The organism is Pelomonas nitida (genome assembly GCF_043555975.1).
Classification (GTDB): Bacteria; Pseudomonadota; Gammaproteobacteria; order Burkholderiales; family Burkholderiaceae_C; genus Pelomonas; species Pelomonas nitida.
In genome coordinates this window covers 232,674-247,065 of the sequence record NZ_JBIGIA010000008.1, presented here as the reverse complement: position 1 = coordinate 247,065, position 14,392 = coordinate 232,674, and the positions used below count along the sequence as shown (strand labels likewise).

At 70.3% G+C, this 14,392-nt stretch carries 12 protein-coding genes and 1 pseudogene; 1 reads left to right on the top strand and 12 read right to left on the bottom strand.

Features of this window, described 5'->3' with window-relative positions:
* Nucleotides 1-120, top strand: a pseudogene (locus ACG00X_RS12770) (IS5/IS1182 family transposase); the annotation flags it as partial.
* A gap of 102 nt (nucleotides 121-222) precedes the next feature.
* Here the strand turns inward: ACG00X_RS12770 and ACG00X_RS12765 are convergent.
* The 12 genes from ACG00X_RS12765 to gspG all read right to left on the bottom strand — a co-directional run bounded on the left by ACG00X_RS12765 (nucleotide 223) and on the right by gspG (nucleotide 14,143).
* The gene (locus ACG00X_RS12765; protein WP_394488563.1) at nucleotides 223-3,396 is read right to left on the bottom strand and encodes a S8 family serine peptidase; all 3,174 of its coding nucleotides are present in this window, start codon (nucleotides 3,394-3,396) and stop codon (nucleotides 223-225) included.
* Nucleotides 3,397-3,425: 29 nt separating this feature from the next.
* A complete protein-coding gene (locus ACG00X_RS12760) occupies nucleotides 3,426-4,157 on the bottom strand; it encodes an NF038120 family PEP-CTERM protein (protein ID WP_394488562.1) in 732 nt (243 codons plus the stop codon).
* 228 nt (nucleotides 4,158-4,385) lie between these two features.
* Nucleotides 4,386-4,925 carry a type II secretion system protein gene (locus ACG00X_RS12755; RefSeq protein ID WP_394488561.1) on the bottom strand — a complete coding sequence of 180 codons (540 nt, stop codon included), beginning with the start codon at nucleotides 4,923-4,925 and terminating at the stop codon, nucleotides 4,386-4,388.
* Nucleotides 4,912-5,334 (bottom strand): type II secretion system protein, encoded by a 423-nt coding sequence (locus tag ACG00X_RS12750; RefSeq protein ID WP_394488566.1) that lies wholly within the window; start codon nucleotides 5,332-5,334, stop codon nucleotides 4,912-4,914. The genes ACG00X_RS12755 and ACG00X_RS12750 overlap by 14 nt, the downstream gene beginning before the upstream one ends.
* A gap of 50 nt (nucleotides 5,335-5,384) precedes the next feature.
* Nucleotides 5,385-5,852 (bottom strand): type II secretion system protein, encoded by a 468-nt coding sequence (locus ACG00X_RS12745; protein ID WP_394488560.1) that lies wholly within the window; start codon nucleotides 5,850-5,852, stop codon nucleotides 5,385-5,387.
* A 151-nt stretch (nucleotides 5,853-6,003) separates the two neighbouring features.
* A complete protein-coding gene (locus ACG00X_RS12740; protein ID WP_394488559.1) occupies nucleotides 6,004-8,187 on the bottom strand; it encodes a secretin N-terminal domain-containing protein in 2,184 nt (727 codons plus the stop codon).
* Complete coding sequence (locus ACG00X_RS12735) at nucleotides 8,184-8,750, bottom strand: hypothetical protein (protein ID WP_394488558.1); 567 nt, start codon at nucleotides 8,748-8,750, stop codon at nucleotides 8,184-8,186. The genes ACG00X_RS12740 and ACG00X_RS12735 overlap by 4 nt, the downstream gene beginning before the upstream one ends.
* A complete protein-coding gene (locus ACG00X_RS12730; RefSeq protein ID WP_394488557.1) occupies nucleotides 8,747-9,250 on the bottom strand; it encodes a hypothetical protein in 504 nt (167 codons plus the stop codon). The genes ACG00X_RS12735 and ACG00X_RS12730 overlap by 4 nt, the downstream gene beginning before the upstream one ends.
* Nucleotides 9,247-10,389 carry a serine/threonine-protein kinase gene (locus ACG00X_RS12725; protein WP_394488556.1) on the bottom strand — a complete coding sequence of 381 codons (1,143 nt, stop codon included), beginning with the start codon at nucleotides 10,387-10,389 and terminating at the stop codon, nucleotides 9,247-9,249. Before ACG00X_RS12725 ends, ACG00X_RS12730 begins: the two co-directional genes overlap by 4 nt.
* A complete protein-coding gene (locus tag ACG00X_RS12720) occupies nucleotides 10,382-11,893 on the bottom strand; it encodes a GspE/PulE family protein (protein WP_394488555.1) in 1,512 nt (503 codons plus the stop codon). The genes ACG00X_RS12725 and ACG00X_RS12720 overlap by 8 nt, the downstream gene beginning before the upstream one ends.
* Nucleotides 11,894-12,509: 616 nt before the next feature.
* Nucleotides 12,510-13,718 (bottom strand): type II secretion system F family protein, encoded by a 1,209-nt coding sequence (locus ACG00X_RS12715; protein ID WP_394488554.1) that lies wholly within the window; start codon nucleotides 13,716-13,718, stop codon nucleotides 12,510-12,512.
* A complete protein-coding gene (gene gspG, locus ACG00X_RS12710) occupies nucleotides 13,715-14,143 on the bottom strand; it encodes a type II secretion system major pseudopilin GspG (RefSeq protein WP_394488553.1) in 429 nt (142 codons plus the stop codon). Before gspG ends, ACG00X_RS12715 begins: the two co-directional genes overlap by 4 nt.
* Nucleotides 14,144-14,392 lie beyond the last annotated feature (249 nt).

Below are 14,392 nucleotides of genomic sequence, written 5' to 3'. Positions count from 1 at the left end.
TGGCTGGCCGCGTTTGGCAAGCTGCGCATCCGGTTTGAGCGCGCCGTCGAGACTCATGTGGCGCTGTTGAGCTTGGCCTGCTGCGTCATCTGTTGTCGCGCCTTGCCGGAATTTTGTTAGCGGCTCTAAGCCACCGCAGCGCCCCAAAGGAAAAGGCCGCACGCCTCTCGGCATGCGGCCTGGTCACGGCCGGGGCACCAGCGCCCCGGTGTCGCGTCAGCCTTACTCGGTAACGGCTGCGTCGACCAGCTTGCCCGGCATGTTGCTCGGCACGTTCTGCACCGGCACGCTGCCATCCGTCGAGACACGCAGCACGGTGGTTGCCTGCACCTTGCCGGCCGCATCCAGCCACTGCGCACCACCCACGGTGCGCTTGCCAGCCGCCAGGCCCGTCCAGCTGAAGCCCACGGTCGCGGTGCTGCCCGCGTAGACCTGCGACGGCACCAGCGCATTCAGGCCGCCCGCATCACCCGGCGAGACGATCCAGCTCGACAGCTTGTGCTTCATCGGCGCCGTGCCGCCGTAGGCCAGCACGCAGGCGCGGTAGGTGCCTGCGGTCGGCGCCACGAGCTGCACCACCTCATCGGAACCGTCATTGCCCGAGTAGGTGTAGGCCGCCGTCGCCATATTGACGACGACAAGGTCGTGGTCATCCGTTGCAGCACCGACGTCGGCTTGCCGCAGCGCCCAGCGCCCCACGATGGCACCGGCCGGCACGGTAAAGGTGTACTTCGCGATCGAGGCGTAGTTGCTGCTGTTGGCGCAGCGGCTGGCCAAAGTCGCGGAGCTGGTGGCCAACGGCGTCAGCGACGTTTCCGCGCCCATCGTCACGTCCTTCAAACCGCCCTTGAGCACGCCCATGCGGCCGGCGAAGCCGGTGCGCACGGTGAACAGCTTGCTGCCGGAGGTCTTGGTGTCGGTGAACTCGACGGGCGCCGAGATCGTCTTGCCGGCCTTGGCCTGGATGGGCGAGCGCACCGAGTGCACACCGTCGCTCCACACCAACTGGCCGAACTGCCAGACGCCTTCGGCCGCACCGGCCGCCGCGATGCTGACGGCGAACGACTTGGTCTCACCCGGCGCCAGCGTCAGCGTGCTGGGCGACACCGTCGTCGTGAAGCCGGCCGGCGGCGTCACGGCGGCGGTATACGTCGCCGTGGTCGCGCCGACGTTGGTGACACTGCGCGTGACCGCGACCCCGCCCGTCACCGTGCCGACCGTGATGGACGGCAGGTTCAGGTTGTAGGTCTCGTCCAGCGTGCCGATGGTCGTGCAATCGCTGGCCGGCGTGACGGCGGCCTTGTTGACCTTGCACTGGTACTTGACCCAGTCGTTCTTGCCGGCCGGGTAGATCAGACCAGGGTCGACCGCCTTCTGCGGGTCGACATGGCCAGCGCCTTGCGCCCAGGGCAGCAGGCCGTTCTGCGGCGACGGCAGGCCGTCATCCAGCGTCGAGTACGCGGTGGTCATCAGCGCCGACTTGATGGCGCCCGGACCCCAGGTCGGGTTGGCCTGCTTCAGCAGCAGCGCCAGGCCCGCCACGTGCGGGCTGGACATGGACGTGCCCTGGTAGCTGTCCCAGGCCGGCGGCGGCACCAGCGTGCCGGCGGCGATCTGAGCCTTCTGGGCCTCGTCCTGCACCGGCGTGACCTGGGCGATGATGTCCACGCCTGGTGCCGTCAGGTCAGGCTTCAGCACGTTGCTGTCGCCACCGTTGGGGCCGCGCGACGAGAAGTCGGCCATGACGGGCGCCGCCTTCACGCCCATGGTCGCCGTGGCGATCGTGCCCTTGGGGCTGGCGCTGCCGCTGACATAGGCCTTGATGGCCGCGCCGTCGGTGTTGGTGACCTGCACCGTCGGGACGGATTGGAAGTCGCTGTCGACCGTCTGGCCCGCCGCCGCATTGACGAGGATCATGCCCACGCCGCCCGCGTTCTTGACGGCCAGGCCCTTGTCGACACGCGCATTCGTGCCGCGCGTGCAAACCACCAGCTTACCGGCCACCTTGGCGGGGTCCAGCAGCACCTGGCCGGCCGGCGGCGCGGCGCTGAAGCACAGGCTAGCGTTGCCGCCGCCCACGCCGGCGTTCTCGGCGAGGATCATGTCCGTCGGCGTCGTCAGCCCGGTCTGCGTGGTGGAGCCGCCGGTGTAGGCGGTGCCACCCACCGTCGCGCTGCCCGAGAAGGCGCGGTCATGCGTGGAGGCCGCGACCGTGGTCAGCCATGGGCTGATGTGGGCCACCGCCTGGCCGGGGCCGCTGTTGCCGGCGGATGCGGCAACGAACACGCCCGCCAGCGCAGCGCGGTAGAAGGCCTGCTCGACGGGGTCGTTGACCGAGGTCTGCGAGCCACTGATCGAGTAGTTGATGACGTTGACGCCGTCCGCCACGGCGGCATCGATGGCCGCAACCGAGTCGGAGGTGTAGCAGCTGTTCTGGCTGCCGGTGCCGTCGGTGGCCGCCGGGTTCACATAGGTCCAGCAGACCTTGTATGCCGCGACGCGCGCGCGCGGCGCCATGCCGGAGGCCGTGCCGACGAGGGCGTTGTTGATCGTGACCGGCACGTTGGCATTGCCCGCCGCCGTGGATGCCGTGTGGTCGCCGTGGCCGCCATGGCCGGTGGCGCCCGACAACGAATCGCGACCGGAATCGGGGAAGTCGGTCCAGTGCAGCGTCTGGCCGCTGGCCTTGAAGCCGGTGTTGAAATGCTTGAGGCCGATCAGCTTGTTGTTGCAGTGCTTGGCCGGGTCGATGCCAGGGCCTGCGACGCAACCGCCGGTGAAGCTGGCCGGGGCGGGCCCGAAGGCCAGCGTGTCGGCTGCATTGTTGGTGGGCACGCCATTGACATCGACACGGTCGAAGAAGGCCGGGTTCTCCGGCCAGATGCCGCCGTCCACGATGCCGACGACAAGGTTCTCACCCTTCACCGGGAAGCCGCTCACGCTCTTGGACCACAGACCACCGGGCTCGCTGAGCTTCAGGAAGCGCGAGGTCGAGATCGTGTCGAGCTGGCGCGGCTGGTCCAGCCACAGGCCGACCACCTCCGTGTTGGTGGACAGCGAGCGGGCCTCGTCGTCGGTCAGGCTCGCCGCGAAGCCGTTGAACACCACGTTGTAAGTGGCCAGCACCGGCGCGCTGCCCACCACCGCCAGCACCCTGCTCTGCTGCTGGCCAAGGTAGCTGACATAGGCCTGCACGGCCGCGCTGCCGTACTTGAAGCTGTCGCCCGCTGCGGGCTGAGTGGCGGCCAGACCGGCAACGCCGCCCTGGTAAGACGCGGCGGGTTCGTCCTTCAACTGGACGATGTAGGTCTTGCGATCCTGGGCGAAGGCACCGGTGGCCAGCCCCGACGCGAGCACGAGCGTGGCCAGGGCGGCAGGCTTGAGTTTCATCTTCATGGAGAGATCCTTTCGATGCGGTCGGCGGGTCAGGCAGCGCGGCGGCGACGGGCGCCCAAATAGGCCAGGCCGGCGATGCCGACCAGCGCCAGGCTGGCGGGCTCGGGCACATGCTCGATGACGATGTCGTCCAGCGCGAACTGAGCCTGGTTGCTCGAGAAGGCCTGGCATGACGAGCCCTTGCACGCGTAGGCAAAGGCGTAGACGTTGTCGAATTCGTAGTCGCCGAAGGCACCCGTGTCGATGGTGCTGAAGTTCAGCTGACCGTTGGCATCCAGGCCGGTCAGCGCGAAGTAGGCCGTCATCGACTGGCCGTTGCGAACGCCTTGCAGCGCCAGGTAGCCGGGCGTCGTGCTCATCACATCGCCGGAGCCGATGAAGCTCGCATTCAGGCTCTGCACGGAAAACGTGAACCCGTCAGTCGAACCAAAGGCCAGCACGCCGTCGTCGAGCATGGCGACGTAGTTGCTCGCGTTGTTGACGGGGCAGCCCAGGTCCGCGCAGGCGCCGTCCACAACGGCGCCAACCAGGTCGCCGGCGCCACCGATGGAGGAGTTTGAGAAAGGGTCCAGCCACATCGTGCGGCCGCCCAGGCCGGGCTGGTAGAACTCGTCGCCATAGACCAGCAGGGGCGGAAAGGCGAGCGTGGACGTGTCCACGGGGTCGAACGTGATCGTGGTGCGCAGCACGCCCGCCTGAACACCGATCGACGTCAACAGGGCTGCGGCCGCCATGGCCAGTCGGATCCCAACCTTCTTCATTGCACTACCTACTTTCTGCGGTCAGTTGAACAAGAGGTGCAGCAGGACGTCACTCGAACCACCGATCAGGCGGCCGCATCCCGATGCGTTTGCCAGGGGCGCCCGATAGGCTCCGCCGGGAGCGCCCGATTCTGTGCAAGCATTAGTTCACGACTATCCCAACTTCCCCGCCCTTTACCTGCGGGGGAAGGGTTTCCACGCATGGCAAATGTGCAATAAAACGTTTCGTTAGCGAGCGGAAGATACGGCAGCCGCGGGAGCTGACGGCGCCTCGGCCGGCAGCGGCGCTTGCACCGCCTGCCCATCGCCCTGAGCCAGCGCGCTGAACACGCGCGCGGCGGCTGTCGGCGTGGGCGTCCCGTCCGGCGCCGCGGCACGCAGCAACGGCTGGGTGGAGCGGCTGCGCAAGCCGCTGTAGCGGTCGACCTGGCCCGGCTCGGGCACCAGCTCCCAGTCCGGCCGCCCGGTGAACGGGTCGGCGTAGAGCCGGCGCAGATGGCGCCGCACCACCGGCCCGCGGCGGTCTTCCAGCAGTTCCTCCAGCGTGGCCGGGTATTGGCGCGGCGGCGTGGGTGTGGCCTGGTAGTAGCTTCGCATCGCGCGGGCGATCTCGCTGCCACGAAACTCCAGTTCGCGCTCCTTCTCACGCTGCGCGGCCGTGCTCCACGCCTGCCCCAGCGCCGCCAGGCCCGCCGCCGTCAACGCGACGAGAAACAGCACGGCCAGGTAGCTGAAGCCCCGCTGTACGGCGGCATTACCAGTCGGCATAGAGCCTGCCGTCCGCCGAGCGCCCGGCGGCGCCGCTGCGCACGTCCCACACGCGGCCAGCGGCCTGCATGTCGGTCGGCGGCGGCAGCTCCACCCAGGTCTCGCGGCTGCCGGTGAGCGGGTCTTCGGGCACGTCGCGGATGTAGCGCGCAGCGGCCAGTTCCAGCAGCGACTCGGGATAACGCCCTTTGTCGGCGGCAAACTGGTCGAGCGCGTCGCGCATCGTCGTCAGCGACTGCAGCAGGGCCGTCTCCTTGCTCTTCTGCAGTGAGTGGAAATAGCGCGGCGCCACGATGGAGGTCAGCAGCGCCACGATCGCCATGACGACGATCAGCTCGATCAATGTGAACCCCCGCCCACGTGCTTTGCGCGGCCTGCACCCGCCGGCCTGGCAAGGCCGGTTCCGCAGGTGCTGCTGGCGGACAGGCAGCGATGGTGCGCCAGGACAGTTCGGGGCCATCACCAATCCTTGAGCTTGCTGCCATCCAGCGCCTTGCGCTCGGACCGCGAGAACACGTCGAACACGTCCTTGCCGGCGCGCGGCTCGTCGGGCGGGCTGTCGTAGGCGCGCAGACCCCAGCTCTCGGCGGCGGGCTGGTCGGCCGGCGCAAACGGGTCGCGCGGCAGCCGGCGCAGGAAGTAGAGCTTGCGGCCGTTGGGTGACTTCGCATCCGCCACACCGTCGACCAGTTGCTGCAGCGCACGCGGATAGCCGCTGTCCTCGGGGCTCAGCACGATGCTGCCGGACTCGGCCGCGCGCTTGTAGGCGTCCAGCGCCTCGCGCAGCGTGCGCAGCGCCTGCCGCAGCTCATGCTCGCGGCTGCGCTGCACCGAAAGTTCCAGCAGCGGCCGCGCCGCCGACGCCAGCACGCCCAGCATGGCCAGCACGACCAACATCTCGATGAGCGTGAAGCCCCGGCTGCGCATCAGTGCTCCGCCAAAACGTGAGTTCCCGTGGCGGGCCGTGCGCCGGGTCGCTCCCAGGCCGGCCCGCGCTGGCGATGTGCTTGCCGGTCGAGCCGGCAAGCATCGCCGTCCCCTCGGGGCGCCGGCCAACGTAAGCGTTGAACGCGGGGCTTCATTTCGCCGCGTCGACCGTCAACAGCCCGGTGCCGTCGACCCGCACGGGCGCCGACTCGCCGTTCAGCCCCGACGCGCTGAGGCTGCCGAGGCCGATGTTGAGCACCTGCCCGGCCGCCGGCGGCAGCGCGCGGAACACGACGACACGGTCGCCGCGCGGCGGGATCTCGATCGGGAAGCGCCCGGGCGCAGCGCCCTGCAGCGGCTGGGCCGGCGTCAGGCGGCTGGCGTCGTACTCCAGTTCACCCTTGATCTGCAGGCCGCTGTCGTTCTTCAGCGCGACGGACACCGTGCCGCCGGCCGGGATCTGCGGCGTGACGTCGAGCTTGAGCGCAGCCTCCGCCGCCACGGCCGGCGCTGCGGGCGTGGGCGAGGGTGTCGATGGCGCGGATGTCGCGGCCGGCGCGCCGCCACCGCTGCTGAGGCCCACACCCACCCGGCCTTCGCGGCGGATCAGGCTGGAGAAGGCGCCGGGGCTGGCGTCGGTGCCACTGGGCAGTCGCGTCAGCGATGCGTCGGGCACGGCAAGGTTGCGCACGACGCGCGGCGTGATCAGCAGCACCACCTCCGTCTTGTTGCGCGTGTCGGTCTGCGTGCCGAACAGCCGGCCCAGCACCGGCAGGCGCGACAGGCCCGGCACGCCGGACGAGGACTTGCGGTCCTCGTCATTGATGAGGCCGGCCAGCACCTGCGTCTCGCCGTCGGCCAGGCGCAGCGTCGTCGCGGTGTTGCGCGTGCCGATCTGGTAGGCCGTCGTGCCGCCCGGGCCTGTCACCTCGCTGATCAGGCTGGAGACTTCCAGGCCGACCTTGATGACGACGTCGTTGTCGAGCTGGATGGTGGGCTCCACGTCCAGCTTCAGCCCGACGTCGAGGTAGCTCACCGAGGCGGCCACCGAGGTGGAGCCGGTGAAGTTGGTCGTCGTCGTGAACACCGGCACCTTCTGGCCGATGTGGACCTTGGCCTTGTCGCGGTTGCGCACGCGGATCTTGGGGTTGGCCAGGATGTTGTTGTTGCCGGACGAGGCGCGCAGGCTGGCCACGACAGCCGGGTTGACGATGCTGGCGCGGAACTGGCCGCGCTCGCTCCACAACGCCGTCGTCGCCGACGACCCCGGCAGACCGAACGTGACCTGCTCGGGCCAGCTCAGGCCCAGCTCATCGGTCTTGTCGGTGGCCAGCTCCATGACTTCCACTTCGAGCATGACCTCGGGCTCGGGCAGGTCGACCGAGGCGATGAGCTTCTCCACCAGCCGCACCACCTCGGGTGTGTCGCGCACGATGAGCAGGTTCAGCCGCTCGTCGATGTGGATGTCGCGCACCTTGGCGATGGTGCGCACCATGGCCTGCACCTGCTTCACGTCGGCGTTGGTCAGGTAGAGCGTGCGGGTGATGAGCTCCTGGTGCTCACGCTGCTTGGCGGCGGTGTTCGGGAAGATCAGCACCGAGCTGTCGTTGAGCAGCTTGCGGTCCAGCTGCTGCGTGCCGAGGATGACGCGCATGGCCTCGTCCAGCGACACGCCGCGCAGAAACACGGTCACGCGGGCATCGGCCCGCACGTCCTTGTCGAACACAAAGTTGATGTTGCTGGAGCGCGCCAGCGCCTCGAAGACCTGCCGCAGCGGCGCGTCGCGGAACTCCAGCGTCACGGGCTTCTGGAAGCCGGGGCCCAGCTCGCCGATGGCCGACTCCAGCGGGCGGGCCTGCGCCACCTGGCTGGCCAGCAGGCGGGCGCCGGGGTGCTGCGGCGCCTCGGCGAGGATCTCGCGCGCCACGGCTTCGGCGCGCTCGAGCCGGCCTTCCTTCAGCGCGGCGCGGCCGATGGCGAGCTGCGCCTCGTGACGGCGGCCACGCTCGATGTCCACCGTCAGCGCGGCCAGCCGCGGGTGCTTCGCGTCGGCCTGTGCCAGCGCGCTCAACAGGGCCTGCGCCTCGTCCCAGCGGCTTTGCCCCCGCAGCGCCTCGATTTGCAGGATGAGCCGCGCCGTCGCCTGCTCGCGGGCACGCACCTGGGCCGCGCGCAGCTGCGGGTCCTTGGGGTCCTGGGCCACGGCGTCGTCCAGCACGCGCAGCGCGGCGGGCCACTGGTTGCTGCGGCCGAGGTCTTCGGCTTCGCGCAGCGCCGGGTTGGCGCAGCCGGCCAGCAACGCGGCAGTGACGACAAGAAGAGGGAGCGGCTTCATGGCACAGCCTTGAAAACGATGTTCTGGGGGAGCTGCGCGGGCAGCCAGGTCAGCGTGACGCCGCTGGTCGACACCTGTTCGACGCGCCACTGGCCGTCGATGACATCGCCGCGCCGCGCACTGAGCGCCTTGTTCGGGCCGGCCAGCAGCGCCACCTCGACGGCCTGCGCGCCCTCACCTTCGACAACCCGCCCGATCATCTGGTAAGGCAGCGGTGGCGCCACTGGTGGCGGTGGCGGCGCCGCAGGTGCCGGCGGCGGGGCGGGCGGTGGTGGTGGCGGCGGTGGCGGCTGCCAGGCGGCCAGTTGCTCGGGCGTTGCCTCGGCCCAGGGCTGGCGCGCAACGGGCGGCAGGCCAGGCGCTGATGCTGCCGAGGCTGCTGACGCAGCCGGCAGCGCAGCGGCGGCCCGTCGCTGCGGCAGCGCGACGGGCGGCGCGCCGTCTTCTTCTGGCTGCATCGCGACCCACGCGGTGGCCGCCAGCGTCGCGGCAAGCGCGGCACCCAGCACGAGCCGGCGCCGCAGCGGCGCTGCAGCCGGCGCGGCCAACAAAGCGCGACTCATGGCGCCCTCCCGTGCAGCGACCATTGCAGTTCGGCTTCCACGTCCGCGCTCAGCGGGCTGACGCGGCGCAGCTTCACCGCATCGAGGCTCAGCGCGGGGTCGTGCGCCAGCGCCGCGGCGATGAGCCGGCGTACCTGGGCATAGGGGCCGGTGACGGGCATGGTCACCCGCAGCCGCTCCAGGCCCTCGGTGGTCGTGAGGCGGTGCTCGGTGCGCACGCCGCGCAGATCCAGCCGCAGGCTCAGCTCCAGCAGATCGGCCAGGCGCTGCTGGCGCTGCGACGCTGGCGGCAGCGCGGCCTGCCATTGCTGCGCGCTGACGGGCCCTGCCGACACCGACGCAGCAGGGCGAGCCTTGGCACGCAGGGCCCGCGCCTCGGCCTGCAGGGCCGTCGCCTGGGCATCCCAGCGCTGGCCGGCCCAGGCCATGACCGCCGCCAGCAGCAACGCCACCAGCCCGGCAAGGCCCGGCCATCCCAACGCTCTGCCCCAGCGGCTCATGGCACCTCTCCCGTCGGCACGCGGGCATTGATCTCGAAACGCTGCCCCGCCAGCCCCGACTCGGCCGCCGAAAAACGCGACAGCACGACCTGCCGCCAGCCCGGCGTGCCGCCCAGTTGCTCCGCCAGCTGCAGCGCGAGCAGCTTGTCGGGCGTCAAGCCTTCGAGCCGCAACTCGCCGCGGCCGGCGTTCGCGTCCAGGCCCAGCCACGCGATGGTCTTGGCCTCGGCGCCGGCCGTCTCGACGCGCGCCAGCAGCGGCTCCCACGGCATGGCCAGCAGCGCGCGGGCCTCCTGCGCCGAACGATTGGGCGTGGCGGCCGGCGCCTCGCGGCGCGGCGCCGGCCGGGCGGCGGCTGCGGCAGGGCGCAACGCGGCCACGCGCTCACGCGCCGACTGCGCCACGGCCAACGCGTGGTGGCTATCGGCAGCGCTCCAGGCCGCCGTCGCCAGCACCAGCGCGCCCGTTGCCGCCAGCGGCCAGGCCAGCGGCGAGCGCCCCGAGCGCGGCAGGAAATCAGGTTGGGGAACAGCCGGCCCCGGCTGCGGCAGCCCGGCGTCGTCGGGCGTGCCGACGGCCAGTGGCGCTTCGCCCCCCAGATCGGCCAGTGCCTGCACACGGCGCGGCTGCAGCGCCACCACGCGACCCCGGTCGAGCTGGATGACGACAGCCGTCTGCCCCTCCTGCCACACACAGCGACCCGAGGACGCGCGCACGGCGGCGGGCAGGGACGCCAGCCAGGCCGCCCAGGCCGGCCGCACGGCGGCGATGCGCACGCCGGCCGCATCGGCCTGCGCGCGCAATGCGGCCAGGTCCAGCCCATGCAGTGCCGACGCCCCGGCCGCCTCACCCGAGCGCCACGGCGCAATCGCGAAGCGCTGCGCGGCGGCCCCGAAGTAATGGGCGAACTGCTGCTGCGCATAGGCCTGCACCGCATCCAGATCGGGTAGCGGCAGCCCCGGCTCGACGAGCAGCTCGTGCGACGCCCGCGCGGAGACGATGAGCTCCACGGCCGTGCCCGGCCGCTCCTGGCACCAGGCGCCGAACTCGCCCCCCTCCGGCGTGACGAACACGCGCCGCTGCTTGGCGAAGCGCGCGCTCAGTTGCCGCCGCAGGCGCTGCGTCAACGAATCACTCATCGAGCGTGACACGTTCCAGCTCCTCGAAAGTCGTCTCGCCCCGGCACACGGCGGCCAGCGCCATCTCACGCAGCGACTTCATGCCGCGCGCTCGCGCTGCCGCCTTGATGTCGGACATCGGCGCACGCGCGGCGATGAGGTCGCGCAGGCCGTCGTCGAGCTTCAGCAGCTCCGCCACGGCGCGCCGCCCCTTGTAGCCAGTGCCGCGGCAATGGCCGCAGCCCTCGCCCTTCAGGAAGTTGCCGTTGATGACGCCGTGCCTTGTCAGCGTCGCGGGATCGGGCGTGAAGGGCTTCGCGCAGTGCCTGCACGTCAGCCGCACCAGGCGCTGCGCCAGCACGGCGTTCAGCGCCGACACGACGTTGTAGAGATCCAGCCCCATGTGCATGAAGCGGCCGATGACGTCGAACGCGTTGTTCGCATGCACCGTGCTGAACACCAGGTGGCCCGTCAGCGCGGCCTGCACGGCGATCTGCGCGGTCTCGGCGTCGCGGATCTCGCCGACCATGACGCGGTCCGGGTCATGGCGCAGGATGGAGCGCAGCCCGCGCGAGAAGGTCAGGCCCTTCTTCTCGTTGACGGGGATCTGCACGACGCCGCTCAACTGGTACTCGACCGGGTCTTCGATGGTGATGATCTTGTCGGCGCCGGTGTGGATCTCGGCCAGCGTGGCGTACAGCGTCGTCGTCTTGCCGGAGCCGGTGGGGCCGGTGACGAGCAGCATGCCGTGCGGCTGGCGCGCCTGGTGGCGGATGGCGGCGCGCTCATCCTCGCCGAAGCCTAAAGCGTCCAGCGTCAGCGTGCCGGCGCGCGCGATGGCCGCGCGGTCGAGGATGCGGATGACGGCGTCTTCGCCGAACACGCTGGGCATGACGGAGAGGCGGAAGTCGATCTCGCGCCCCTGCACGCGCAGCTTGAAACGGCCGTCCTGCGGCAGCCGGCGCTCGCCAATGTCCAGCTCGGCCATGACCTTCAGGCGCGACACCAGTTGCTCTGCGACTTGCGGGCCGTCCACCTGACGCACCAACGCCATGACGCCGTCGACGCGAAAGCGGATCACCGCGCCGCGCGCCGTGCATTCGATGTGGATGTCGGAAGCGGCGTCCTGCAGCGCGTCGTAGATGGTCGCGTTGAGCAGCCGCACGACGGGGCTGGCCTGTTCGCTGAGCGCCAGCGCGGACAGCTCCTCGGTGTGGTCCTCGATGGTCGTCAGCGCCTCTTCGACGTCCGACAGCGCGCGGAAGTCCGCCTCGCCGGCACCGAGGAAGTGCGTCACGGCGTCACTCGACGCACGCTGCCAGCCGACCGGCGCGTTCAGGCGCGACTCGACGCTTTGCAGCAGCATCGCGTCCTCATCGCGCTCGGCCAGCAGCACGCGCTTGTTGTCGGCGCCGACCGCCAGCACGGCTCGCCAGCGCTGCGCCTGGGCCTGTGGCCATTGCTCGAAGTCGAGGTGCCAGGGGCCTTGGTCAGCGGGGAGCCAGTCGTGGAGGGAGGTCGTCATGTCTGCGGCCCTTCTGCTTGGCGCCACCTGCCGTGCCGGGAGTTCGCCCCGGCGGGCGACTTACTTTCTGGGCCGCCAGAAAGTAAGCAAAGAGCTCCCCCCGAACGCCTCGCCCCTCGCTGCGCGAGGGGTGCCCTGCGGTGCTCGCGTCTTGCAACCCCGCGCAAAACTCGCGCCGCTACGCTCTGCTCAAACAGTTGCGCGGAGTCAGAGCTTGAGGCGCGCTGCGCGCGCGGTTGCAAGCCGCTGTGCTCCTCGGCGAGGCTAAAGGGGGCAATCCGAGCAGCCGGTGCCAGCCGGCTGGCGGGTTTGGCGATTGGCTGTTCGGCTGTTCTGGGTCTTCCCCTTCTAAACCGCCGAGAAGCGGAGAAGCCCAGGGCGCGCGCGTAGCGCGCTTCAAGGACTGACTTCGCGCCGCCTGTCTGAACGGAGCGTAGCGAAGTGAGTTCGGCGCGGCCCTGGGCTTCGAGCATCGCAGGGAACCCCGAAGGGGCGGTTTTGCAGGGGCGGTTTCTTTGCCTACTTTCTTGTCCGCACAAGAAAGTAGGTCGCCCGCCGGGGCGAACTCCCGGCACGGGCCTGGCCGAGAAGCCGACGCAACGAACAGCAAACCCCATCACTGCACCTGCTCCACCAACTGAAAAATCGGCAGGTACATCAGCACGATGATCCCGCCAATCAGCACGCCCATGATCAGCATCAGCGCTGGGTTCACGAGCCGCGACAACAGGTCAGTCAGCCGCGCGGCTTCCTCGTCATGGAAGGCGGCGGCACGCTCCAGCATCGTCGCCACCTCGCCGCTGCGCTCACCCACGCGCAACATGCGGCGCGCCACCGGCGTCGCCAGGTCTTGCGCATCGAAGGCCGTCGACAACCGCTCGCCGCGCTCGATCTGCGCGGCCGCGCCACGCACCGCCTCCCGCCACGGCGCGGCCACGACGTCGACGACGATCTTCAGCGCCGACAAGGCCGGCACGCCCGACGCCAGCAGCATGGCCAGCGAACGGTACAGCCGCGCCAGCGCTAGCACGCGAAGACGCGGGCCCAGGCCCGGCAGCGTCCACAACGCGGCCTGCAGGCGCAAGCGCACGCCGGGCTGGCGGAACAGTGCGAACACGGCAAAGCCCGCCGCTGCGAGGCCGCCGAGCACGAAGCCCGGATGCGCACCCGCCGTCTGGCCGAACTCGATGAGCACGCGCGACGCCCAGGGCAGCTCGGCGCTCGTCTGCTCCAGGATGCCCGCGAAGCGCGGCAGCACGTAGAGCAGCAGGAACAGGATGACCGCCGAGCCCACGCCCAGCAGCATCAAGGGGTAGACCAGCGCGGCCACGAGCCGCGAGCGCAGCCCATCCACCCAGGCCAGATAGCGCGCATGCTGGGCCAGTGCGACGGAGAGCTGCCCGGTCTTCTCGTTGGCCGCGACGATGGCGCAGAGGAGTTCGTCGAAGGCCTGCGGCTGCTGCCGCAACGCGACGGACAGCGGCTGGCCCTGCTCGATCTGCGCGATGACGGCGTCCAGCGCCGCCCGCACGCCGGGCTGGCCTTCCTTCTCGCGCAGCGTGTTCAGCGCCTCCAGCAGCGCGATGCCGGCGTCCAGCAGCACGGCCAGCTCCTGGCTGAACAGCTGCAGGGGAAAACGGGCGTTGCGGCGCCAGGGCTTGCCGGCGCCAGGGCTTGCCACCAGTTCGCGCACCTCCAGCACATGCTGAGGCGCCACGCCCAGCACGGCCGCCACGGCAGCACGGTCCGGGGCCTCGACGCGCTCGCTGCTCACAGCGCCGGCGCGCAGCACGCGGGTCTGGAACTCCGGCACGGAGACGCTCACCAGGAGGTCAGGTCGGCGTCCTCACCCTCGCCGCCTGGGCGGCCGTCCTTGCCCAGGCTCAGCAAGTCGTATTCGCCGTGTTCACCCGGCGCGCGGTACTGGTAGTCATTGCCCCAGGGGTCCTTGGGCACGGCCTTGGACAGGTAGGGCCCCTGCCACTTCGGCTCGTCGGCCGGCTTGGTCACCAGCACGGCCAGGCCCTGCTCGGTGCTGGGGTAGCGGCCCACGTCCAGCCGGTATTGGTCCAGCGACTTCTGCAACGCGTCGATCTGCGCCTTGGCGGCCTTGACCTCGCTCTTACCGATCTGGCCGAAGAACTTGGGGCCGACATAACCAGCCAGCAGGCCGATGATGACCATGACGACCAGCAGTTCAAGCAGCGTGAAGCCGCGTGCCGCCGGGCGGCGTGGGAAGTGAAAGGACATGGCAGGCTAAGCGGCAGGTACTGCGGAGCGGCGACTGTGCCGCAGCACCGGCGCCTGGCAATCAGGATTTGACCGGGCCGCATTCTGGGGGATGGAGCGGGCCCACCATGTGACGGCCACGCTCACTCGATCAGTTGGGGCTCAACGCGCTGGCGATCCGGAAGGCCTGCAGCGACACACATGGCAAGCTCGGGCCACGGCCTGCTGATGCGCAAGGCCTGAAAGCCGGCGGCCGCACTTGGATGTCGG

Coding starts and splice junctions, on each gene's coding strand:
- ACG00X_RS12735 (WP_394488558.1), bottom strand. CDS start 8,750: ATGAGTCGCGCTTTGTTGGCCGCGCCGGCTGCAGCGCCGCTGCGGCGC.
- ACG00X_RS12730 (WP_394488557.1), bottom strand. CDS start 9,250: ATGAGCCGCTGGGGCAGAGCGTTGGGATGGCCGGGCCTTGCCGGGCTG.
- gspG (WP_394488553.1), bottom strand. CDS start 14,143: ATGTCCTTTCACTTCCCACGCCGCCCGGCGGCACGCGGCTTCACGCTG.
- ACG00X_RS12760 (WP_394488562.1), bottom strand. CDS start 4,157: ATGAAGAAGGTTGGGATCCGACTGGCCATGGCGGCCGCAGCCCTGTTG.
- ACG00X_RS12725 (WP_394488556.1), bottom strand. CDS start 10,389: ATGAGTGATTCGTTGACGCAGCGCCTGCGGCGGCAACTGAGCGCGCGC.
- ACG00X_RS12745 (WP_394488560.1), bottom strand. CDS start 5,852: ATGCGCAGCCGGGGCTTCACGCTCATCGAGATGTTGGTCGTGCTGGCC.
- ACG00X_RS12740 (WP_394488559.1), bottom strand. CDS start 8,187: ATGAAGCCGCTCCCTCTTCTTGTCGTCACTGCCGCGTTGCTGGCCGGC.
- ACG00X_RS12765 (WP_394488563.1), bottom strand. CDS start 3,396: ATGAAGATGAAACTCAAGCCTGCCGCCCTGGCCACGCTCGTGCTCGCG.
- ACG00X_RS12755 (WP_394488561.1), bottom strand. CDS start 4,925: ATGCCGACTGGTAATGCCGCCGTACAGCGGGGCTTCAGCTACCTGGCC.
- ACG00X_RS12720 (WP_394488555.1), bottom strand. CDS start 11,893: ATGACGACCTCCCTCCACGACTGGCTCCCCGCTGACCAAGGCCCCTGG.